Annotated in this window: 20 protein-coding genes and 1 pseudogene; 4 read left to right on the top strand and 17 right to left on the bottom strand. The window is 39.1% G+C overall.

All coding sequences use genetic code 11. From position 1 onward, the window contains the following. Nucleotides 1-11: 11 nt before the first annotated feature. From HC965_RS02025 to HC965_RS01970, 12 genes are all read right to left on the bottom strand, one after another. Nucleotides 12-3,392 carry a TonB-dependent receptor gene (locus HC965_RS02025; RefSeq protein WP_191029858.1) on the bottom strand — a complete coding sequence of 1,127 codons (3,381 nt, stop codon included), beginning with the start codon at nt 3,390-3,392 and terminating at the stop codon, nt 12-14. 10 nt (nt 3,393-3,402) lie between these two features. Beyond that, nucleotides 3,403-4,572 carry a FecR family protein gene (locus HC965_RS02020; protein ID WP_191029857.1) on the bottom strand — a complete coding sequence of 390 codons (1,170 nt, stop codon included), beginning with the start codon at nt 4,570-4,572 and terminating at the stop codon, nt 3,403-3,405. Between the two features lie 138 nt (nt 4,573-4,710). After that, nucleotides 4,711-5,178 carry a macro domain-containing protein gene (locus HC965_RS02015; RefSeq protein ID WP_191029856.1) on the bottom strand — a complete coding sequence of 156 codons (468 nt, stop codon included), beginning with the start codon at nt 5,176-5,178 and terminating at the stop codon, nt 4,711-4,713. 8 nt (nt 5,179-5,186) lie between these two features. Beyond that, nucleotides 5,187-5,696: a hypothetical protein gene (locus tag HC965_RS02010; protein WP_191029855.1), complete on the bottom strand. Its 510-nt coding sequence runs from the start codon at nt 5,694-5,696 to the stop codon at nt 5,187-5,189. Nucleotides 5,697-5,757: 61 nt separating this feature from the next. Continuing rightward, a complete protein-coding gene (locus HC965_RS02005; protein WP_191030051.1) occupies nt 5,758-6,201 on the bottom strand; it encodes a hypothetical protein in 444 nt (147 codons plus the stop codon). A gap of 52 nt (nt 6,202-6,253) precedes the next feature. Further along, on the bottom strand, nt 6,254-6,847 hold the full coding sequence (locus tag HC965_RS02000; RefSeq protein WP_223854640.1) for a DUF4304 domain-containing protein: 594 nt from the start codon (nt 6,845-6,847) through the stop codon (nt 6,254-6,256). 79 nt (nt 6,848-6,926) lie between these two features. Beyond that, nucleotides 6,927-7,469 (bottom strand): hypothetical protein, encoded by a 543-nt coding sequence (locus tag HC965_RS01995; protein ID WP_191029854.1) that lies wholly within the window; start codon nt 7,467-7,469, stop codon nt 6,927-6,929. Nucleotides 7,470-8,106: 637 nt separating this feature from the next. After that, on the bottom strand, nt 8,107-8,655 hold the full coding sequence (locus tag HC965_RS01990) for an RNA polymerase sigma-70 factor (protein ID WP_191029853.1): 549 nt from the start codon (nt 8,653-8,655) through the stop codon (nt 8,107-8,109). Between the two features lie 66 nt (nt 8,656-8,721). Next, nucleotides 8,722-9,438 (bottom strand): LytTR family DNA-binding domain-containing protein, encoded by a 717-nt coding sequence (locus HC965_RS01985; protein WP_191029852.1) that lies wholly within the window; start codon nt 9,436-9,438, stop codon nt 8,722-8,724. After that, the gene (locus HC965_RS01980; protein WP_191029851.1) at nt 9,435-10,514 is read right to left on the bottom strand and encodes a sensor histidine kinase; all 1,080 of its coding nucleotides are present in this window, start codon (nt 10,512-10,514) and stop codon (nt 9,435-9,437) included. Before HC965_RS01980 ends, HC965_RS01985 begins: the two co-directional genes overlap by 4 nt. Then, nucleotides 10,511-11,590, bottom strand: a complete 1,080-nt coding sequence (locus HC965_RS01975) for a sensor histidine kinase (RefSeq protein WP_191029850.1) — start codon at nt 11,588-11,590, stop codon at nt 10,511-10,513. Before HC965_RS01975 ends, HC965_RS01980 begins: the two co-directional genes overlap by 4 nt. Nucleotides 11,591-11,674: 84 nt before the next feature. Further along, on the bottom strand, nt 11,675-14,152 hold the full coding sequence (locus tag HC965_RS01970; protein WP_191029849.1) for a TonB-dependent receptor: 2,478 nt from the start codon (nt 14,150-14,152) through the stop codon (nt 11,675-11,677). Nucleotides 14,153-14,388: 236 nt separating this feature from the next. Here HC965_RS01970 and HC965_RS01965 point away from each other — a divergent pair, with 236 nt between their 5' ends. From HC965_RS01965 to HC965_RS01950, 4 genes and pseudogenes are all read left to right on the top strand, one after another. After that, nucleotides 14,389-15,192, top strand: a complete 804-nt coding sequence (locus HC965_RS01965) for a hypothetical protein (RefSeq protein WP_191029848.1) — start codon at nt 14,389-14,391, stop codon at nt 15,190-15,192. A 26-nt stretch (nt 15,193-15,218) separates the two neighbouring features. Next, the gene (locus tag HC965_RS01960; protein WP_223854639.1) at nt 15,219-15,710 is read left to right on the top strand and encodes a YfbM family protein; all 492 of its coding nucleotides are present in this window, start codon (nt 15,219-15,221) and stop codon (nt 15,708-15,710) included. 137 nt (nt 15,711-15,847) lie between these two features. Then, nucleotides 15,848-17,062 carry an IS256 family transposase gene (locus tag HC965_RS01955; RefSeq protein WP_191029847.1) on the top strand — a complete coding sequence of 405 codons (1,215 nt, stop codon included), beginning with the start codon at nt 15,848-15,850 and terminating at the stop codon, nt 17,060-17,062. Between the two features lie 185 nt (nt 17,063-17,247). Next, nucleotides 17,248-18,452 (top strand): annotated as a pseudogene (locus HC965_RS01950) (IS256 family transposase). Between the two features lie 92 nt (nt 18,453-18,544). Here HC965_RS01950 and HC965_RS01945 read toward each other — a convergent pair. From HC965_RS01945 to HC965_RS01925, 5 genes are all read right to left on the bottom strand, one after another. Then, nucleotides 18,545-19,135 carry a sugar O-acetyltransferase gene (locus tag HC965_RS01945; RefSeq protein WP_191029846.1) on the bottom strand — a complete coding sequence of 197 codons (591 nt, stop codon included), beginning with the start codon at nt 19,133-19,135 and terminating at the stop codon, nt 18,545-18,547. A gap of 18 nt (nt 19,136-19,153) precedes the next feature. After that, complete coding sequence (locus HC965_RS01940; protein WP_191029845.1) at nt 19,154-19,696, bottom strand: hypothetical protein; 543 nt, start codon at nt 19,694-19,696, stop codon at nt 19,154-19,156. Nucleotides 19,697-19,769: 73 nt separating this feature from the next. Continuing rightward, on the bottom strand, nt 19,770-21,248 hold the full coding sequence (locus tag HC965_RS01935) for a hypothetical protein (protein ID WP_191029844.1): 1,479 nt from the start codon (nt 21,246-21,248) through the stop codon (nt 19,770-19,772). Between the two features lie 6 nt (nt 21,249-21,254). Beyond that, the gene (locus HC965_RS01930) at nt 21,255-22,025 is read right to left on the bottom strand and encodes a hypothetical protein (RefSeq protein ID WP_223854638.1); all 771 of its coding nucleotides are present in this window, start codon (nt 22,023-22,025) and stop codon (nt 21,255-21,257) included. Nucleotides 22,026-22,273: 248 nt separating this feature from the next. Further along, entirely contained in the window at nt 22,274-23,836 is a 1,563-nt protein-coding gene (locus tag HC965_RS01925) for a calcineurin-like phosphoesterase C-terminal domain-containing protein (RefSeq protein WP_191029843.1), read from the bottom strand. Nucleotides 23,837-23,844 lie beyond the last annotated feature (8 nt).

Below are 23,844 nucleotides of genomic sequence, written 5' to 3'. Positions count from 1 at the left end.
GATTAATGCATTTAGAATTTAACTTCCAAACCGAAAGTATAGGTTCTCATAGGCGGAGTATCCCAGCCGGGCGATGAGCCTGATTCGGGGTCGAGATATTCGTATGCCGACCAGGTCAACAAGTTATTGCCTGACGCATATAGACGTACTCTGTCTATACCGACTTTCCGTGTCCACGTTTTCGGTAATGTAAAGCCGAAAGTCAGGTTTTTCAGACGGACATAATCTCCGCTGTGCAGACGGCGTGTCGTAGCATAGTCTGTCATAGATATAGACCTGCCGATTACGAAACGTTCGATATTGGTTTCGTCGCCCTCTTTCTGCCAGCGATTCCGATAGTAAATGGGGATATTCAATGTTCCATCACCGCCATGTTCGAGTTTGCCTGCTGCGCCGTCATATTTCCATGAACCAAAAGAGAAGTTCAAGTTGAAATTCAAATCAAACCACTTGTAGGCAAGGCTGTTACCAAATCCACCGGTAATAGTCGGGTCGGCACATTGCAGTATCACTTTCTCTGCGCTACGCGGGTCTTTGGTTGTTTCTTTGTTCAGATTTCCGTTTTCATCCGTTGAGTTTTTATAGAACATCGGTTCACCGTCTGCGGGGTCGATACCTGCAAATTCAATCATATAGTAGGTAGAATAAGGCAATCCCACTTTGTGGATAGATGTTCCACTGGTAACTTGCTTCAAATCACCGTCCAGTTTCAGGATTTTATTGGAATTGTGTCCCAAGTTCAAGCTGCTCGTCCAACGGAAGTTTTTGGTTTCGATATTGGTCGAACGGACTTCCAGCTCGTAACCTTTATTCTGCAATTTACCGATATTGGCAAGGTAGCTGGAGAAACCTGTTGCAAGAGACAGCGGGCGGCTGTAAAGCAGATTTTTCGTTGTACGGATATAATATTCGAATGTTACGCTCAATCGATTGTCAAAGAGTCCCAGGTCAATACCGGAGTTGAAGTTATAGTTGGTTTCCCAAGTCAATTCTTTGTTTTCAAGTTGCGATTGTGAAATACCCGGATTATCATTATAGTTGCTGGTAAGACTGCTTAATCCTAAATAACCGTAGTAGGAAGAAGGCAATGTTCCGTTCACACCGTAAGATACTCTAAGTTTCAAATCGCTCAACCAATCTTTAACCGGTTTCATAAAGTTCTCGGAACTCATTCTCCATGCGCCGGATACCGACCAAAAGTTTCCCCAACGGTTCTCTCTTGCCAAACGGGAACTTCCGTCTGTTCTCCAACTGGCTCCCAAATAGTATTTGTTATCATAATCATAGTTGGCACGTGTGATATAGGATACGATACGTGTTGTGCTGTTGGAACCGCCCATGCTTTGATATACCACGCCATTGTTTACTTCCGGTTTGTCCCAACGGGCAAAATTAGAAATGGTTGTTCCCAATCCATCCGATTCTTTACTATTGATTTCATAACCTGCCAACAAATCCAAATTATGTTTTTTCTTAATTTTGGTCTGATAGGTCAGGATATTAGACCATGTCATATTCGTAATATCATTATAGTCTTTGCTGAAACGTCCGTTGTCATCATCTCCATCACTGGTACGAGGGTCTTTCCAGGCACGGGATTTGTTCATCACGAAGTCATAGCTAAAAGTCGACGCGAATTTGATTCCATTCCAAATGTCAAATGTCGCATATACCGTATTAAAAGAACGGGTGGCGTATTCTCTCTTAAAATTATAGGAGTTTGATAACATCGGGTTACGGTCGTCCAGTTTGATTAACGCACGGTTCCATGTACCATCTTCATTCCATATCGGGTCGGAAGGGGTAGCTCCGTTGCGTGTACCGTAAATGGGTGAAGTATAGGATGTTCCTTCCGAATAAGTATCCTGGTTAACTCTTGAGAACTGTATCTTTGCGCCGATGTTCATCCATTTTGCCATCTGATAGTCTACATTCAAGCGTGCAGAGATGCGTTCCAAACCGGAATTGATAGTCACACCGTCTTGTTTCATATAGCCGATGGATGTATAGTATTTTATCTTCTCCTGTCCGCCGGAAGCAGAAAACTCATAATTCTGATGGCTGCCGTTGCGGAACAGATAATCGTCCCAATCGACAAAGCCACACCAGGGTATCGGTGCATATTGGTCAATGTTCGCATCGGCATAAGCCCAAGCCTCGTTCTCGTTCATTCCTTTATGCAGTCCTTCTTCATCATCGGCGCTGCCGCTATATGTCATGGCATAGTTCCGCAGTCCTTCATGGATAAGGTTACGACGTTCCTGTCCGCCCATAATTTCGCGGAAAGGCATGGCGAAGTTAGAGAATCCCCAGTCTGATTTTAATGAAAAGACCGGTTTGCCTGTCTTTCCCTGTTTGGTGGTGATAATGACAACTCCGTTTGCTGCACGCGAGCCATAAAGGGAAGCGGCGGCGGCATCTTTGATTACGGTGATGCTTTCAATATCCGATGTATTTAAAGTAGACATCACGTCCAAGCCGGAATCACTGCCGGAAGCTCCAATGCTACCCGACAATACAGGCACGCCGTCCACTACATACAACGGGGAGTTAGAGGCATTGAATGAACCCATACCACGGATGCGGATAGATGTTGACGAACCCGGTATGCCCGAACCAGTATTGACACTGACACCGGGGGCTGCACCTTCCAACATTTGCTGGAAAGATACATTCGGCACGTCTTTCACTGCATCTGTTTTCACAATGCTGGCGGAACCTGCATAAGCAGATTTCTTGAAAGTACCGTATCCGGTTACTATCACTTCTTCCAACAGGTTATTGTCTACTTTCAGAATGATATTCATCGCTTTGCCGGGAGTGGCAGCGACTTCCTGCGATGTGTAGCCGATATAGGAAACCAACAGGGTGACTTTCTTGTCTGTCACTTCCAAATGGAAATTACCGTTTATATCGGTCATCATACCATTGGTTGTACCTTTCACGATAACATTGGCTCCGATAATCGGTTCGCCGCTGTCTTCGGTCACTTTCCCTGTAATGGTATATTTCTCGCGGGCAACAGTTTCTGTTTTTGCAACGGGAGTCGCTTTACGGATAGCAATGACTCCATCATGTACGGTGTAGGTCAGTCCGCTATTTTGCAGGCATTTGTTGAGAACTTCAGAAATCAGTTCGTTCTTTACATCCAGGTTTTCCACTTTCACTTTCTTCGCATCATTGGTGCTGTAAATAAAGGTAAAGTCCGTTTGCTTCTGAATTTCCCAAAGAACTTCATTCAGTGTTACGTTTCTGAATTTGGCTGTAACGGTAGCCTGTGCAAACACTGATGCCTGCATAAGCCCTGAAGTCGTAATACAGAGAAAAAGGAATGTCATGCAAAGACGTCTTCCATATTTCCCTAATCGGTTAACATTACGTAGTTTTTCCATAAAACAGGGATTAATGATTAGTGAATATTTTAATAGTTTTTCCTTCTACGGTGATGGTTACTCTGCCTGTCTGTTCGAGGAGATTCACCAGTGGAGTGATTTCGTTATAGCGGTTTATGTAGCAACCGAAGCGTAAATCTTTCGTTGCTTCGTTCTCATAGATTACTTCCATATCATACCATCGGGCAAGGGTTTTCATGATGTCTTCCAGCCGTTGGTCTTTGAAGTTTATCTTTCCATGTATCCATGAAGTGTAAAATGCGGTGTCTACATTACGAACATTAATCTGATTGCTGCCCGGAGTGATGCAAGCCTGTTCGGAAGGTTTCAGAATCCGGTTGCTTCCATCTTCGGTCTGTACCCTTACCGAACCGTTGACGAGGGTTGTCTGATATTCTTCGTTTGCGTAGGCTGATATATTGAAGGTAGTTCCGAGTACTTCAATATTCATTCCTTTCGTTTTCACAATAAAGGGTTGTCCGGTTTTGCTTACTTCAAAGTAGGCTTCTCCTTCGAGTTCTACCAAGCGGCAGTCTTTTGCAAACTGTACGGGAAAGCGAATGGAACTCATGGAGTTTAATTGCACTTTACTTCCGTCGCTCAACGTCAATTGGTATTCGCCGCCACGGGGAACGTTTACTTTATTATAAGCCAGTTTGTCGGATTTCCGGTCGGGAGTCTGCTGGTAATTCAATGCTGTGGAGTCTACCTGAATAATCGTACCGTCTTTCTCTTTCAATTCCACACCGGATGTGGATTTCAGGTCGATTGTTTCTCCATTATCCAATATTAAAACGGCTTTCTTACTGCCGGGAAGGATTTGTTCTGTAACATGAGAGATGGCGTCATGTTCGTTAGTGCTGTTATATAGGACAGCGGTAGCAATAGCCAATGGAAGAATAAAGATGGCGGCATATTTGCATACGTTCAACAGTCGGTATCTAAAACGATGGTGCTGTATTTTCTTCTGCACTCCCACCCAACCGGCTTCTGTACTGAATGCCTGCCTTTTCTGCATATTCCGCTTTATGTTCTCTTCCCGGCAGATTTCCTGAAAAAGCCGTTCGTTCCCGGCAGACTCGTTTCTCCACCCGGTAAGTTCCACCTGTTCTTCTTCGCTTATTTCCTCGGATAAGTACTTGGCTATGAGCCTTGCGATATAGAAATATTGGTTTATCATAATTCACATGTTTTAATCGTTGTTTATATTAAAACAGGTGAATTGAAAATCAGGGTGTATTGAAAATGATTTTTTTTAAATTAAAATTAGACGCAAAGATTCGAAAGGATTTTAAGCTGAACAGGTATATGTTATAAGCTAATTTTCATATTCAATTTTGTAATCTTCGTACACATTGAATATTGTTTCACAATCTGATAAAATACTTTCAAGTAAGGGTTTGACTTCGTTATCCCAATCCAGTTTGCCCAAGCCCGCACCTATTTTCGGGAGAGATACACTTTTAATTCCTTTACTTGCACATATTTTTTTAAGGCGTTTTAAACCTTTGTTCAGATAGGTAAGTTCCGCATGGTACATATCCGGTTGTGTGGCAATGTAGATGATACCCGGAGAAAAACCTTTGGTTTTTCCGACAAACACATCACCTGCCTGAAACTTACTGTTCCGTGTGTACTTCTTAAAGAGCTTTTGGATTTCAGGAAACTGGCTTGACAACTTAAAGGCAAGTCCCGTTCCCAATCCCTCTTGTGAGCCAACAGCCACACCCTGTGCTATGTACTCATCTGTACTTTGTAATATATCTCCCGAAATATACTTTATCATATTGTTCTTTATCTAGTTGTTGTACTATTATTTCTATTAAGAGTTTCACCAACATTTTCCTTAAATACAATACAAGACTGTCTTTCCTCTGATGTAAATATTGTATATCCTTGCCCCATCAGCATTTCCAAATATTTACTCAATGGCGGATATTGTAATTGACATCCTATCTTATATGCCATTTGAGGAATTATATAGGGATATTCTGTATAAGGATTAGGAGTATGAAAATAAAGAGCATCTTGCCCGCTATCATTCAAATGAAGTATGGCAAACATCTGAAATGGACGCTCCACATTTTTAATATGATGTTCTATCATCAAAAAATGTTTGAACAGTATATCTAAATGTTCTTTACGCTCTTTCCAGCATATATCTCCATAACCTATCCAATCAAAATGTTGGTGAGCATAATTGCACCACTCAGATATATCTGATAATATGTTACACCAATAGTCCCACTCGTTACATTGGTGTAATTTCTTATAATACCTTTTTATTCCTCTTCTTTTTTTCATACTATAGTGTCGGTGGCTAATGTCGAGCCGTATGTTAGCATCATACTTTGTTTTCTTCTTTTTAAATGAACAGTAATTTATAACTCCCTAGAATTGCGTTAATATTACTATCAGACAACTCTACACTTTTAAGAATATCCGTAATTTTCGGAATATCTTTACTATTTATTGCATCATCAAATTCATCCATTTTATTAGCAAGAACAAGACGCTCATTAACTGTCATACCGCCATATTTATTTTGTTGTGGTATGAGAGCATTCTCCAATTGTATAATTAGAGAGTCTGCTTGTACTTTGCAATTTGAACTTAAAGAATTGGAGTTCTTGAACATTAACTCTTTAAATAAATTTAAGAAAGCATACCAACCATCAGTCAAACCATTGACGTATAATTTTGCATCTATAAGTTGCTCTGCCATTTGATTATTTTCAGATTTGATATTACAGCATAGGGTATCATACCTTTGCCAATATTCAGACCAGTTATTTAATTTTTCGTTCATAATCCGCTTCATTTGATGCTAATGTTTGACTGCGTTCCGTTTTTCAGTCGGTTTACTGTTTGGTATCAATCATTTTTTGTTTATTACAATAATCTCTAAAGCACTCAACAAAGTCCATCTTTCTCTGCTGAAGATTCACTCCAAAACCGTCTTTGTACTTTTTTTGATGGGGAAAGAAACCTTCCTTTTCCACTTCTTCAATAAATTGTCTAATATTAGAGAAACGCTCAAAGAAAGGCAAGGCATATTGGCTTATCTGGTCGCTGATTTCCTTGATTACACGTTCACGTTCCATAAGAGTATCTACCCAATAATCCGGATAGTCATTTTCCAACTTGGTCAGTCGGGTAAGAGTTGTACCTACAACTGATTCCAACGAATCTTCTCGATTGTATTTCTTATTGCACCATTGAGCAAAGACATCGGATTCAACCCCAAACTTGGCTGTAAAACAAATGGAACTGAATCGAATGGATGGTTGGAAGTAAAAATGAAAAGTAAAAGGTGAATCCTTTTTGATAACATCGTTCTTGCTTTTTCGATATTTGTAGCCCAACTGAATTAGAGGCTCGGCAATTCGTTCGCACGTGTAAACGAATATTTCTCTGGGCTTCGTTCCTTTGGGGAAATCTTTTACTTCTATCATGCTATTCTTCATTTTGAGTATTCTTATTGATTGATAATGGGGTGCAGTTAATCGACTTTTAAGGTGATTCAGCCTCCTGTTATAAGCTACTTTTTTCTTTTATATATTGTTCCACATCGCTTAGATTTGTTAAATCAACACATCGACTCCAACTCCAGTCAGCTAACAAAACGGGAACCATTTTTCCTAAAGCGATTAAAATGCTTTTCCATAAGTCTTTAGAATTCGGATCAATCCACATATCCAGCCAAAGAGCGTTTATTACTCCGGCTTCATCCACCGACCAAAATACATTTTGTTCCTCCCCCATACCTCTGCCATAGGTATGTTTTAATTCTTCCCGATAACTGGAGTAGCCCGTTTCTACTTGGTCATAGGCTGGGAGAAAACCAAGTGCCTCATCCAACTGCTGCGGACGCAAAGAAAGTTCCTCTATTCCATGAGGACTGTCGTCTCGTACAAACATATCAGTATAAATGCCACCGACTAACTGATGCTCTTTGGCGAAATCATCTATTTCGCCCATTTGCTTCATGCAAAAGCCCTTGGCAGTCAAGGGGAATATCTCCCATTGACAATAATCATCTTCATGAAAAAATGCTATTCGTTTTTGTTTATCCATAATTTACTTTCTTTTTGGCTTATAACGTTATGCTAACAGCGGTCATTTAATGTTTCGCTGTTATTTTCTCTAAGTATTTTATTGTATATCTCCTTCTAAAATATCGTCCAATGGACTTTTTATTTTGCTTTTGTAAGTGTCTGCCATATGGACGTACATTTCTGTTTTTTTATATTATTTATTTCATCAGGCATACTATCTATATTATATGACCATCAATTAGTTATACCCTTAACAGTTATATCATATGTAGAACGAGTGATATTTTCACGCTTAACGTCAGTCCTTCCGGGCTTTACAACATCAACTTATAGACCTTATCATAGTTACAATGCTTAATGTTTTGTTTTTCAGCAAATTATGTACATTTTGTTTGGCTATACATAATTATACCTCTAAAAGTACGTTTTTGTCTAATTACTCACAAAGAAATCTGTTAGTTTTTTCTCCTATCTATAAAATTTAATTCTTTGACAGCCAATAACATAATCGCCTGTTACATAATTCGTAACAGTGAAATGTATTATAGGACAATCATAATTAGAATACAACCGCACCATAGAGATTACCCGTAAACCCACTATAATCTTGACAAGGAGTTGATTAAACTTTTTCCGCAGTTTTTTTGATAAAGGAATTATAAAAAGTAGAAAAGCAGATAATAATAATCTTTCAAGTATCCGCGTAATTTGCGGTAAGCTATCCTTTTCTGAGAATGCACCGTTTCTCCTGAAATATTTAACGCTTCAGCTATTTCAGGGTTCGTTTTTCCTTCAAGAGCCAGTTGCATGATACTTTTCATTTGGGGTGGTAATTTGTCGATGGCGTCCACCAATATACGATAGCTTTCTTCTGCGATAACTTTGTCCTGAAAAAAAGAGTCTTTGCCCATCTCCATAACTTTTTGGGCATACTCGTTCATGACTTTAGTGTGCTCCAGTTCGTTCAGGGATTTATTGCGTACGGAAGTATAGAGGAAGGATTTAATCTGATGCACATACATAAAATCGTCACGCAACTGCCACAACTTGACGAAACATTCCTGAACGATATCGGCGGCCAAAGCATCGTCTCCAACATACTGATTGGCAAACATACATAGGGTTATGTAATATTTGTCGAATATAAAGCGAAACTGTGTTTCATCAGTCAGTTTAATACCAATATTTTCTGTTGTGCCAACCACGTGTGTTCTTTCTTTTGGTTACAAATATACCATTTGAAAATTATGTAACCAAAAAAAAATGAAATATCACAATCTTTGCCGCATCACAAATCCCTCAAAGAAGTCGTCCCGATAGCTATTACCGATAGCAATTTCATACGATTTTATGAATATATCATTATTATCGAATGATTCGATATGGTCGGTATTGACTATATAAGACTTGTTCACCCGCAGGAAAGTGGTTTTAGGCAGTAAGTCGAATATGGCTTTCAGGCTCATACGAGTAATGATACGCTGGTCATTTAATTGGATGATGACATAATCTTTCAATCCTTCAATAAAAAGAATATCGGAGAAGTTGACTTTGAAGTATCGCCGTTCCGCCTTTACAAAGAAATATTCGGCAGCGACAATTGTCTCGATGGCTTCTTTCTCCTCTTTCAACAGCAGGGAGTGATAAGACAGTGCTTTATCTACTGCTTTCTGAAAACGTTCCTGTTCGACAGGCTTTATCAGATAGTCTATTGCATCTACTTCGTAGCTGTCTAATGCATATTCCGTGTAGGCAGTAGTGAAGATGACTAATGTCCGCTTCGAAATCATTCGTGCAAATTCAATTCCTGTAATTCCCGGCATCTGAATATCCAGAAAGACTAAATCGACTCCGTGCTGTTCCATAAAATCGGAAGCGGTAGCCGCATTGTTAAAGCTACCAATCAATTGAAGGTCGTTCGTCTCCTCTATCAATAATTTCATGGCTTCACGTGCCAATGGTTCATCATCTACAATTATACAATTCATAATGTTATACTTAAAATTACGGAATAGTGATTTTCATCCTCTTTTTGTTCCAGTTGGTAGCGGTCCGGATATAGTAATCCTAACCTGCGCCGGATATTAGCAAGACCGATTCCACCTACTTTCCCTTTGCTGACGGCAACGGATGGTTTCGTGTTCTCGCAATGAAATTCAAGTCGGTCATCGTCTACTTTGAAGGAGACATGAACGGATGAAGGGTGTTCACTATCGAAACTATGTTTTACTGCATTCTCTACAAAAGGGATAAATAATAAGGGTTGAATCCAAATGGAATCTGTCTCTCCTTCCTGGCTTAATGTAAACTGGAAATTATCACGGCGTATCTTTTCGAGATTCAGATAGTCGTTCAAGAAACGAATATCCGAAGCTAAGGAAACTCTTTCGCGCGAGCTGTCATTGATTTGATAGCGTAGCAAATCTTCGAGTTTGAATAGCACTTTGGAAGCTTCTTCAGGGTTTCTCTTTATCAGGACGTTAGCATTATTCAGCATATTGAAAAGAAAATGCGGGTTGATTTGATTTTTGAGAAACTTCAGTTCGGATTGTAAGGTGGTGGATTCCAGTTCATCAATACGCAGGTTGTAGCGCAGCCAATGGGTAAACAGTGATATGGCTGCCGAGCCTGCCGTAACGAAGCCAATGGTAAGTATACCTGAAAAAGTATTGATGAAAGTTGCAAATTTACCGGGATCTTTTCCGGGCAGAATTACTTCAAAGAGTAATCCTTGCGTGACTGAAATGAAAACAATGACTACTAAATTCGTCAGAACAGCCGTCAGGACGTATTGCCCTAAACGGTTCTTCAACAGAAAACAGGGTACTAATATATACAGGTTCATATAGATTACCGTATTAATGGAAGCAAAATATGCCAGGAATCCACCAAAACGCCGCCAAAAATTAACTGACTGCAAAGGTTCGTACCAAAAGACATTAATGGTCATCAGAAGAACTATTGCTTGCAGTAACAGGTGTCTGTATGTCCGGTAATGAGGACTTAACAGGAAAGTTGTAACGTTTTTATCTTCCATTCCTCTATGTTCTGTATTCAGGTTCATGCTTCACCTCCTTTCAGCTCTAACCTTATGCTGTCTGTCGTCAGGAATAGTCCGTAGCGATTGCCATATAATAAGTTCAGTCTTTGGCGGATTCTGTCGAGTCCTTTATCTGCCGGAAGATTCACTTGCGGACAAAGACAGGTGAATATAATGGTGTTCTCTTCTACTTTCAAATGAATTTTAAGAGAAACAGGGGTTGATATTTGCTGTTCGTTGATTGATTTTACAATATGTTGCACAAATGGGATGAAAAGCAAGGGTGGAACCAGTGTCCGGTTTACTTCTCCATCTGCAAGAAGTTCATAGTTGAATTGCGGATGGGAGTTTTGTTCCAAGGTCAGGTAATTGTTCAGGAATGTAATTTCACTGCTAAGCAATACTTTTGTTCTGCTGCAATCATATAGTTGATAGCGGAGCAGTTGACTTAATTTCATCAACATCTTCGATGCTTTTCCCGGTTCGCTCAATGTCAGTTCTCCTGAATGATGCAATGTTTTGAAAAGGAGTTCGGGGCTGACTTGTTCTTTTAGCTGTTCGACTTCCGAAAGGACGTGGGCTTTTTCCATCTGCGAGACACGTTGATGGTCTATCATCCATTCTTTCAGGAGAACGGTCATTGTTCCTCCTATCATACAGAGTGTGGACAGCATGAAAGAAGATATATAATCCATCACCATAGGTATGGAAAAATAAGAAGCACGTTCGTAAAGTTCCGGCCAGTAGGAATAAGATATGTATTCTGTTGCCATTTGTATTGCCAGGGCGAGCATCATTGCTACTGAAAGTAAGGATATGTAGCTTAGATAACGTCTTTTCAGCAGAAATTTTGGAAAGAGCCAGAAAAGATTCAGGTAAATGACTCCTATGTAAGTCAGCAAATACAAGAAAGTAAATGCATAAATCCATCCTCCCAGTATATCCAGGTAGTCGAGGAATATAATAAAAACTTGGTTGAAGGAAATAGTAGCCAGTATGGTAATAAGTACCAAATAGCGTACCCATCGAAGTTGCGGACTGACGAGGAATCTATATAGTAAAGTAGATTTATTGTCTGTTATTGCGGTTTCAGTTATCATATGTTTTATTGTGGGAACCGGAAGTGTTTTATCTCCGGGGACGAAGATAAAACTTTTTTCCGATTGGTCTTCTATACTACATTGCTAAAATTCAAGTTTATAACTCACATTCGTCAGGACTGTGGAACCGTCGCTAACATCTATTTTTCCGGTTTTCACATTATATTCGTGTCCGTAGTGCTCTTTGGCTCCGGTAAAGTTCAGTCCTTTTACGGCAAACTCATGGGAGACTTTTCTCTTGTTGATGCGGTAGCTGACGGTGTAGTTGCCGATAAGCATGGGCGAATATTGTTTGGAGAATGCTTTTGTTTCGTCATACTGCACTTCTTTGTCGGGATGATTCATCGTTGCTTCCATATTAATCGGAGAATAACGGTCACCACCCTGCAAGGTCAGTTTCAGATTGACGCTAAGAATATTCTGTTTGTTTCGTCCCAGCATCCATTCTTTGCCGATAAGTCCGTTGATGACATAGTTCCGGTTGAATTTGGTATTGTACCACACGCCATCTCCACCCCGGTAGCGGGAGTCGAAGAGAGAACCGGATATCATATAGTAGAGTCCTTTTTCGAGGAAACGTTCTAATGTGATGTCGATTCCTACATTACGTCCTCTTCCTTTATTAATTAATGCATCTTCTACATAGAAGTCGGAGCGGTTGAGCACGGAATAAGAACTGTCGGCCATTACAGGTACATCGTGAAGGAACTGGATATAGGGTTCTATTTTCAGATTCATGCGGTCGGATATCTTGTAGCCGAAGGACAGCATGACATGTTGTGCTTTGGTGAAGTCGAGGTCTTTGTTGACGGATTTATCGCCTGTGCCTTTCGTTTTCACAAAATAGACGTCCATTTTTTCCATGCGGCTATACATTCCATAAGCCAGTGCAAAGGTAACTTTCGGAGCGGCTTGCCATTTCAAACCGATACGGGGTTCGACAGACCATTTGTTATTCAGGGTCAGGAGTTGTCCGTAGATACCGGCATTGAGAGTCCAGCGGTCGGTCAATCCTACGGAAGAACTGTTGTAGGCAGAAATCAGACTGGTGTTGCCTTTTCCCTGGGATACGGTTTCCAGCAATTCAGCTTCATAAGGGGCGATGGCAAGGTTCATTTTATAGAACATGGCGGTGTATGTAAATCCAGTTTTGTTGGTAAAACGGTTGCTGAATTTCCGGTTGAATATGGAAGACACTATCAGGTTGGTATGTTTGGAGTCCAGTTCCATGTAGGGAGTAGATCCCAGGGAGTGGTTGAACATGGTCGCTCCTCCGTCCAGTTTCGAATATGTTGCGGCAACCGTTGTTTTCAATGATGCGTCGTTGTTGAAGAAGTAACGGTGACTAAGACCTCCGGCTGCCATGTATTGTTTGTCTTTTGACTCGCTACGGTCGCTCATATATTCCCATTTCTCTGTGTTCTTTTCAAAATCACTGCCGAATTTATCAATCAGGCTGGTTCCCCAAACGGAGAATGTACCGGCTTTCTGTGTCGGAAAGTTGAGTTTGAAGTTCAAGTCCTGGTAGTCCATTTTTCCGCCCTCGAGATTGAGAAGTCCTGTTGTGGAGTATCGGTAGTTGAAAATATAGGATGCTTTATGTTTCTTGCTCAAAGGACCTTCGGAAGCTACGTCAATTCCCATGATTCCTACTTGAAGGGTGTTTTCGTTCTTCTGATTATTGCCGTTGCGCAGTTTCATGTCGAATACGCCGGAAACTGCGTTTCCGTATTCTGCCGGGAAAGCTCCGGTGAAGAAATCGGAATTACCGAGTACTTGGGAGCTAAGGGAAGAAAGGATTCCTCCGCCTAATGTGGCAATGTCAGCGAAGTGGTTGGGATTGGGGATTTCGACATCTTCCAGTCTCCATTGCAGCAGATGGGGCGCATTGCCATGAATGGATATTCCATTGGAAGATACGCTGGGGGCTACTCCGGCAAAGGCGGATACCAAGCGGGCGGGGTCGTCAAAACCGCCTGCATAACGGCTGGCTTCTTCTACACTTAGCATACGGGCTCCGGTGGTGGCCATTTTGTTCATGGCTTCTTCTTTGTTGGTACGGGCACGGACTACGACTTCGTTCAATTCGTTCACACTTTCCTTCAGTGGTATTTCCAAATAAACTTCTTTGGCGGAAGTCACTAATATCTCTTTGAAAATTCCCGGCTCGTATCCCATAAATGCCGCTTCTACCGTGTGTCGCCCGACAGGAACTTGCGGTATGCTGAAACGACCGAGACTGTCTGTTATTGTACCCGCTCCCTCTTTTTGGGATAATCTGACTGTCGCATACGGTATCGGGTGTTTGGAAGCTCCATCAATCACTATTCCACGGATGGTCTGTACCGGTCGTGCTTTTTTCGCCGATGTTTGTCCGAAAGCTATGACGGATACGAATAGAGCTATCAACAATAGTACCCATCCGCCATAACGGTTTATTTTCCGGGAAAGTTCTTCACTAAGGACTCTTTCGAAAGTCTTGAGCACTACTCCACATTCATCCATAGAGATACCCGACTGAATGGATATTTTCTCTAATAAGCTGGTTTTATTCATCTTCATGATTTTATTCTGTTTTTATTTCGTCACGAAGATAAGGGATAGGATAGCATCTTTTTTTTAATGAGACGAACACGGCTTGTTTGTAGACAAGATGTAGAATTGGTGAGATTAAAAATCTTTTTAGTAATGCTTAATCTTTCCGTCGACATCATTCTTTTAACAAAAGATAAAAAAGCTGGAGTTATTCCGAACCGTATTAGTTAATTCCGTATATTTAATGAAATAAATAAAACGGTATGAAAAACCTAAAAACAACACGGACGCTACTTCAGGAAATTATGAAACGTCCCGGCATGTATATTGAAGAGCCGCGGTTAGATTACCTTCGGATATTTTATACAGGCTATGTAATGGGCGCATCCCTCTACGACTGGGACGAAAACTACGATATGCAACAATGGTTGTTCACCCAAGAATCTATATCTATTCAATATTCCTGTTCTATATCCAGTTGGAGTTTATTCAATATGTATTATGGAATAGATATTCCGGCATTGGAACAATTTAAGAAACTTATTCACGAGATAACCTTCAGTGTACGGGATGATAATCATATTCCGATAGCAGACAAAATCTTTTCCATTTATTTAAAAGAAAAGGAAAATGAGTATGGTGTTTCTCAAGATATTGCATTACAAAGAAGACATATCGTATACGAAACGATTGTTTCCCGGATTGAAGATATGATTAGTACGGAAGAATGCGATAACTTATTGATTTATATTTATCGGGATATTTATTTTATGCAGTTAAGATTTTTCTACTGTAATAAACAGGGAGAATGGATAGATGGCATCAATAAACAAGTGACAGAAGAAGATAAGTTAATTTACTTGCATGCATTAGTCAATACAATTAAGGATGATTCTATTTCAACCATTCAAAAGACTAATGGTGTAATGCATGTCACTGAAGAAGCACTGAAAAAGAAACTTTGCCATCCCAAACATGGGTTACCAACTGCAACAATTCTTCTTCAAAATAAGGATGCACTTATGGGAAGTCTTTTACAGAAATGGAAAGAGAAATGGCTAAAATAAATAGATACTAATTAAAAATATAGATTATGGGAATGTTAGGTGTTTACATGTTGGCGGATGAGGCCACAATGAATAAATTGACTGATGAGGATGATTTATTTGAAGCAGTAGAAGAATATGGTGATGAAGAAAGTACAGAAACTTATGATATTGACAAGTTATGGGACGGACTGCATTTTCTATTGACCGAAGTTTCGGCACAAGACCCGATAGAAGGAAATAAATTGAGTGAATTTGTCGTAGGCACGTATGTGTTCGATTGCGATGATTTCATTGCTTACACCGACCCCGAGAATATTCCCGGAATTGTAAAAGCTATCAATGAAGTAGAAATAGATGTACTACTCCAAAATGCAGATATATCGAAATTCAAGAAAGCTAAGATATATCCGAATATTTGGCTCAAGAAAAATGAAGAAAGCCTTAAACAGGAATTAAAACAAGAGTTTCTTAATCTGAAAGCCTTTTATGAGAAGGCTTTGAATGCACAGACTGGGGTATTAGTCAGTATTTACTAAATTCGATATGAATATTTTTTATTAGAAAGAATAAATAAAAGCTATATAAGACAATATTTAGGGTCTGATAAGAGAATGTAATTTAAACTGTGTCAGCAAAGAAAAAAAAGAATTAACTTTGCTAACACAGTTTTTTTATGAACGAAGAATTTAATTTTGAAAGTATTAAGAACAAGGCTCTCGAACAACTCAAATCGGGTAAATCCTTGTTAGGTAAAGATGGTGCTTTTGCTCCTCTTTTAGAAAGTATTCTTAACGCCGCCTTGGAAGGTGAGATGGATGCCCATCTTAGTCCAACCGAGCGTGAAGATGGTAATCGCCGTAATGGCAAGATGCACAAGCAGGTTCAAACTCCCTTAGGCGAGGTGACTGTTTCCACTCCCCGTGATCGTAATTCCAGCTTTGATCCCCAGTTTATAAAGAAGCGTGAAACGATTCTTGCAGAGGGTGTTTCTGATCGTATTATCGGTTTGTATGCTTTAGGTAATAGTACTCGTCAAATCAGTGATTGGATGGAGGAAAACTTAGGCAATCGTGTATCTGCGGATACAATCAGTTCAATCACCGATCGTGTGCTTCCGGAAATAAAGGCTTGGAAGTCTCGCAGTCTTGACTCTGTTTACCCCATTGTTTTTATGGATGCTATTCATTATAAAGTAATGGATGAGCGTGGTCAGTCTGTCAGCCGGGCTATCTATAATGTTTTAGGAATAGACTCTGAAGGTCATAAAGAGCTTTTAGGGATGTATATTGCCCATAGTGAAGGTGCTAATTTTTGGTTGTCTGTTCTTACGGATCTCCAGAATCGTGGTGTGAAAGACATTCTGATAGCTTGTGTAGACGGCTTAAAAGGTTTTCCTGATGCTATTGCGAGTGTTTATCCTGATACTACTGTTCAACTTTGTATTGTTCACCAGATTCGCAACTCCATAAAATACGTAGCCAGCAAGAATCAAAAGGAATTTATGAAAGACCTAAAGCTTGTTTACAAAGCCGTAAGCAAGGAAGCTGCTGAAATAGAACTGGATAATTTGGATAAGAAATGGGGAGAACTTTATCCTATTGTTATAAAGTCATGGAGGGATAATTGGGAGCGACTATCTGCGTATTTCCAATTTACTCAAGGTATTAGAACACTTATATACACCACGAATACTGTTGAAGGATATCATCGGCAGATTCGTAAGGTTACTAAAAACAAGGGCGTATTCCCGACGGATACAGCTCTTGAGAAATTGGTTTATCTTGCTTACCGAAACGTACGTAAAAAGTGGACTATGCCGATTGCGAATTGGGCTATAATAGCACAACAATTAGCAATTAAATTTGGAGAACGATTGATTTTAATCTAATTTTGTCGCTCGTCGGGACGGGTGGTCCCGCCCCTTGCCGCTGGGCGTTCCCCGACCGAAGAGATTGTAGAGAAAAGAACGCTTGACACAGTTGGGACTCTCCATAATATTGTGTAAATAGAAAACTACGGGATTCTTCTCGTAGTTTTTTTATTTATGTATTAACTTTGTAAAAAGCAGATTTTATGGACATTCCCAAAGAATTTTTAAGCAAAGATTTTCTGTCTCAATTTAAGACAGGTGAAGATGTGACAGCTTTTATGAAAGAGCTTCATACCCGTGTTTATGAGCAAATGCTTGAAGCCGAAATGGACAATCATTTAGGTTATGAAAAGCACTCCAATCAAGGGGATCATAGTGGCAATTCACGTAATGGCAGCTATAAGAAGCAGATTCAAACCGAGCTGGGTTAATCCGTTATTCAGCTTCCCCGTGATCGCGAAGGTGAGTTTGAGCCTGTGGTAGTACCTAAGCATCAATCCCGTGGTTTATCTATTGAACGACTTGTTATTTCTCTTTATGCCAAAGGTATGAGCGTATCTGACATTGAATCGGAAATGCAGGAAATATACGGCATCAATCTTTCCACTTCTGCTATCTCTATTATTACCAATAAAGTTAGCCAGGCTGCCTCAGAGTGGCAGAATCGTCCCCTGGAGAGCCTATACATGATTGTCTGGATGGATGGTATTGTATTCAAGGTTCGGGAAAATGGTAAAGTAATCAACAAGACTGTTTATCTATGTGTAGGTCTTAATAAGGAAGGTTTGAAAGAGGTACTAGGTATGTGGATTGGTAAAAATGAGAGTGCCGCTTTCTGGATGGGCGTATTAACAGATCTCAAAGCCCGTGGCGTAGAAGATATACTAATTACGGTTACTGACAATCTGAATGGATTTACAGAAACCATCAAAAGTGTGTTTCCCGCCTCTACCACCCAGATATGTGTGGTACATCAAATCAGAAACTCCTGTCGGTATGTAGTTTGGAAAGAAAAAAAGGAGTTCACTTCTGACTTGAAGAACATCTATAATGCACCCACGAAAGAAGCAGCAAAAATGGAGTTGGATAACTTTGAGCAAAAGTGGGGTAGTAAATATCCCTATGCAATACGCTCATGGAGAAAAAATTGGGAAGAATTAACCGTATTCTTTGACTTCCCTGTGGAAATTAGAAAAATCATATATACAACCAATCTTATTGAAAATCTGAATGGAAAAATTAGAAATACACCAAAAACAAGCTATCATTCCCAAATGATGATGCGCTGAAAAAGTCTGTTTATCTGGCGATTACAGAAATTGAAAAGAAATGGTATCAACCCATTTGGAATTGGGCGTTGATTTTTAACCAATTTATAACTATATTTGAAAACAGGATTCAAGTATAAAACCTGAATCCTGAAGTTTTCTATTTACACAAAATAGTGGACAGTGCCACACAGTTTATTTTACGCTCCCTCTGATAAGCTATTTTTATTTATCAGACTCTGAATTCAGTTTTATCTTTTTCCGTTATTTCCCGGATTACCTTGCAGGGAGTTCCCGCAGCAATTACATTCTCCGGCACATCTTTAGTGACTACACTCCCCGCCCCTATTACTGTATTTCTCCCGATAGTAACACCGCCCATAAGATGGACTCCGGCACCAATCCAAACATTATCTCCTATGGTTATCGGGTGTGCATAGCATCCGCCCATAACACGTTCTTGAGGGTCAAGCACATGATTGGCAGTGTACATTCCCACCCGTGGGCCCAACAGGACATTATCTCCTATCGTGATAAGGTTCCCATCCAGCATTATACAATCAAAGTTGGCAAAGAAGTTATTCCCGATACTGATATTAAATCCAAATTCACACCGGAAGTTAGGTTCAAAATGTACATTCTCGCCGATACGCCTCAACAACTTACGTAACAATGCTTCACGAACCTCTTTTGGCTTTCCATAAGTAGAGTTATAATCATTCGTCAGAAAAACGACTTGTTCCCTTCTCTGAACCAGTTCTATAGACAAATCATTATACATTTCTCCTGAAAGCATTCTTTCATACAATTCTCTATTTTCCATATCTGCTATGATAATTGATTAAAGTCCTTTCGTTATCACCGGAAGTCCGAAGAAACCTTTTTGCAAAGTCAGTATCTTTGACTTTCCTTGCCGCGTCTTATTATAAGTAGCAAGCGACACATGCAATGTTTCCACATTCCCATTCTCAAAAGCAACTTGCAAGTAGTATTCTTTACGTACTCCATTCGATACATAACGATGTTTACCAACCTTGCGGGTTTTCTTATGGGTTTCCATATATTTTTTCTGTACCATTACTGTTTCTTCATGTGTGGAACTGGCATCGGCAAGCCAATAATTGCCACCAAGAAACAATGCATAGCTGACAGCACCTACACAGGCAATATGACACAGACAATTAATAACCTTACCATCCATTGTTGTCAGCCAAACCCATTTCTTATAAAATGGAAGAGTAGCCAAAGCCACCAAAAGCGCCATTCCAACAGGTATCCACCATGATGCTAATGTATCTTCGTAGATAACATAACCTAAGCCCAATGAAATAATAAAAATAAAAAGCATCAAAATACGGAGAGTTTTAATAAACAAAGTCTTCATAGTAGTATCATTGTATTATGTGTAATTTTCGTTGTTGTTTCTTTTTAGAATGAACAAAGGTAACTAAAATTAATCAGAAACCTCTTACCGGAATATCAATACCATTTGATTTTCCATCATAACGAAAGCCTATGCTAATTGTATCTCCTGACAATATACTATCTATTAATCCAGGTGTAATATGTTCCATCTGTTGATAGGTTAAGTGAAGTGTATCTTTTCCCGCTTCACGCATCCGCAACAGATAAGGAGAGAAATATTGCTGGATAAGAGAATCTTTATTGATTAAATAACCCTGTTGCAAAATATATTGTTTAGAAGGATAAATATGTATCTTCAATACCGGATTCCCTTTTTCTTTTTCCATCATTTTCAACGTATCACAGTCTTCCACAAAAACTAAAGATGAAGTTCCATGTGTGCGTCCCCACTTCTTCTCCCAATCACTCCAATACCCATTACTATTATAAGATATAGTGCGTAAAGATAAGCTACGACACTCAACAGTAAACGGAAAACGGATTCTTGTTATTCGATTCTCCTCCATCTTCCCATAAACAACAACTGGAAATTTGCAGGGTACTTGTTCGACATGAACAATATGTTGAACGCCTCTCTGATAAAACAAAAGCACCAATATCCCTATTATACAGATAGGAATTGCAAAACGCTTATCTTTCATCAAGCGCCTGAAACGATTATTCCGAGTCCCACCGCTATTTTTCTGTTTCCTTCTACGAGCCCAAAATCCTTCAAAAGCTCCACTTAGCAATGTTATGATATAAAAACCGACAAAATAATAATCCATCTCCCGGCCCGCTAATTCCCTTTCATATTTATTCAAACTCTCAGATAATGTTTTAATACCTTCCACACAATCACCCAATCCCTGCAACAATGTGTCACACTTTTCCGGCGAAACCTGTATCGGACGGACATGCTTATGATAAGATAATCCTAGTTCCTGTAAATCATTGTATTCATAAATATCCTCAGCCAAGCTATCCGGCACAACAGATAATAAAGAATCAGCTTTCATTGTTTGTCCGCTGATTTGTTGCTGAAACGTAGCAATTCGTTCCTTCAAAACCGGCGTAGTAAAACGAAAAGGATATTCTTCCAACGATTTGGTCATATCCATAAACATAGTATCTCTTACAGCTTCTCTATAATCCCCATTGAATCTTGCAGCCATCGCAACAGGATAAATCCCGACCTTCGATATCGGATTGAAATAATTTACTTGTAACCAAGATATTAGGAAGCAGATAAACAATAAAGGCAAATCAAATAAGAATTGCCTATACCATCTCTTCTCCTTATTCAAAACTGCTCTTCGAACAGCTAGAAAAGAGCTCAATAAAAAGCCAGTGATAAATCCGACTTTCAGAAATGCAATAAATTGATAACCAATCCATTTCAATAAAACATCCAAAGGCAGGGAGGCGTGCCAATACAAATCAGCAGTTCTGAATGAAAATAGATAAATGGATATAAGCATACCGACTAGAAAGCCGATACCAAAGTTTATAAAGTAGTTTTTCTTTTTCATGTTTTCCTATCTTATAATTTCCAAATCATCAGCGGGAATATAGCCGATTGACTCACCTGCTGCCGATATAATACCCTTCACCATACACCAATCACCTTTTACCTTATTCACAATGACATATCTTCCAAAATAATTATAATCTTCACTTATCAAATTACCATTGGGAGAAACATAGACTTTATTTGTAGACAACAAAACTCTATCTCCTACCTTAACCGGAGTAAAGATTATAGATTTACAATTCCTGGGTAAGTCCAGTTTTACTTTATAGACAGTTGCTAAATCCTCGGTCGTCATATTAATCCACAGATGAAATCCATTATGGAAAAAAGGTTTCGAATATGAATAATCTACATAAATCTGTGAATTATATGAATACAACTTCCCATATTCATCAGTTCCTGTTGCAAAAACAGCATAAATGATATTTCCTTGTTTATCGTAATAGACAATATTATTTAAATCACCACCATCTGCCCATTGCTTGATAGTCTTACGAAGTTTTCCTTCATTATCAAAATATAAAGTAGCAAAACAAGTAAACTGTCCACCGGATATATCAGCAACCACCTCACAATGATCACACATTTCCGGTGTCATTAATTCCATAAACATATATTGTCCCAAGCTATCCACAGGTACAAGGTATGCTACCTGCAAAGGCATTTTATTGATAGCTTCTATCTGATTTCTACATTCCGGATATCCACTTGTTTGGGCAAACATTGGTACAAAAGATACTGAAAAGAGCAAAGTTAGTATAACTAGCTTAATCATAATTATATTTATTCGTTTTCTTCTCGTCGAGATGTCAAAGCCACAATTACCCTGTACTATTACTTTTTGAATAAAGGAGTCAATATCTGGTAATCTGAAATAATTTCCCATAGCAACTGTGTTATTATGGACAAAAGTACAAAAAATAGAATAAAAAATACCGGATACTCATGAAAAAGCATTTTGCTTTCATTTAGTATCCGGTATCCCCCAACAAACCCACTAAAGACAGGTCAGGACTCTTTTATTTACTGCATATCCCAAGAAAATTTCTTTGGTCTTTCCATTACAGTTTTATAAACATTACCAAAACGATCAGTAATACGAATATTTACAGAGCTTTTTGCACTCTTTGCTTTCACTTTAAACATATGAGAATTATGGTTTGCCAAAAAAGCTGTTGGGCGTCCTGGCAATGCATCTTTATCACTTCTAATCAGACGATATAAAGGATCACGAGTCCAGCAATGAGAGACATTTAATACTTGTCCATTTTCAATCACTTCTATTTTCCAGGCAGGGTCCCAATTGTAGATATTTATCAAGACTTCGTTAGAATTCTTGATTCCGCCAAACTGTTCAGGAATACAATTCAAGTCATAAACAAAAAACTGACTGCTTTCCAAATCCCTCTCGGCAGCTTTAAATTGCCATTGAATATGGTTGTTTTTCATATCTATTATCCAATATCCTGCCGGAGAACCATCTTCACTGATCAGTCTACTTGTCTCACCGTTAATTTTCCATGAGACGGCTGATGCAGAAGGTAAATTATGCAGATTAATATTTTTGCCATATGTATAATTACTACTCCTATGCGTATGACCAGCAAACATTTCAACCTGATTAAAGTCAGAGTAACAAGCTAACAATTCTTTTGCATTCTCAAAATCATAATCTGTCTGTAGAACCCCATTTTCCATACTTTTATATTTTAATGGCGGAACATGCATACATACCATTACCGGAGTATTCTTTGATAGATAAGATAAATCTTTTTTTATCCACTCCATCTGCACATCATCAATACGATAAGTAAATTGATATGTCTTCTTCCCATTCTTTTCGATTGGTCCTCCCGTGATAATATTATCCAATACCATAACGTGCCAAGCTCCTATATTAAATGAATAATAATTAGGACCTATTATATTTTTATAAACAGATTCACCATAATAATCCCAATCAGAAATACCATCTACAACTTTACGTTCATTGTCATGATTACCCATAGTATGATATACCGGAATAGGAAAATCTTTCATAGTTTCTAAATACTCCGGCAAACCATAGTTATTCACGTGCCATTTCACATCTGTCGTCATGTCTCCCAAACATATCGCATAGACAGGTTTATCAGTACAATCTTTTATATTTGATACAATATCGGGATAAAACGTCTTTCCAAATTGAGGTAGATCTTTATCAATAGGATCATGAGTCAGATGTATATCGGTAAACATAAAAATCCTACAATCATCATTTTCTCTTTTTGTCAAATGAAAATTAATTGTATCTATCTCATTATATCCTTTTTGCAGACGGGCAAAATGGCTTGGAATAATACCGGTATGTCCTACCTCATAATTAGATGGAACTGAAATAAATACATATCCTTCCGTCTTTTTAGAATTAAAATGAAAGGAACCCTCAGCGTCTGTTTTTACAACTTCTACACCATCAGATATCAGTACATCAGCAACAGGCTTTTGTCCGCAAGTCACTTTTCCCACCACATTATCAAACGCTGCGGCATAACTGCCGCAAACGTTTAACATACTTATTATAAAAAATAAAATTGATATTTTCATAAATGTTT

It is taken from the genome of Bacteroides sp. GM023, from assembly GCF_014750685.1.
Classification (GTDB): domain Bacteria; phylum Bacteroidota; class Bacteroidia; order Bacteroidales; family Bacteroidaceae; genus Bacteroides.
The sequence above is the reverse complement of the archived record's forward strand: the minus strand, read 5'-3'. Positions and strand labels throughout refer to the sequence as shown.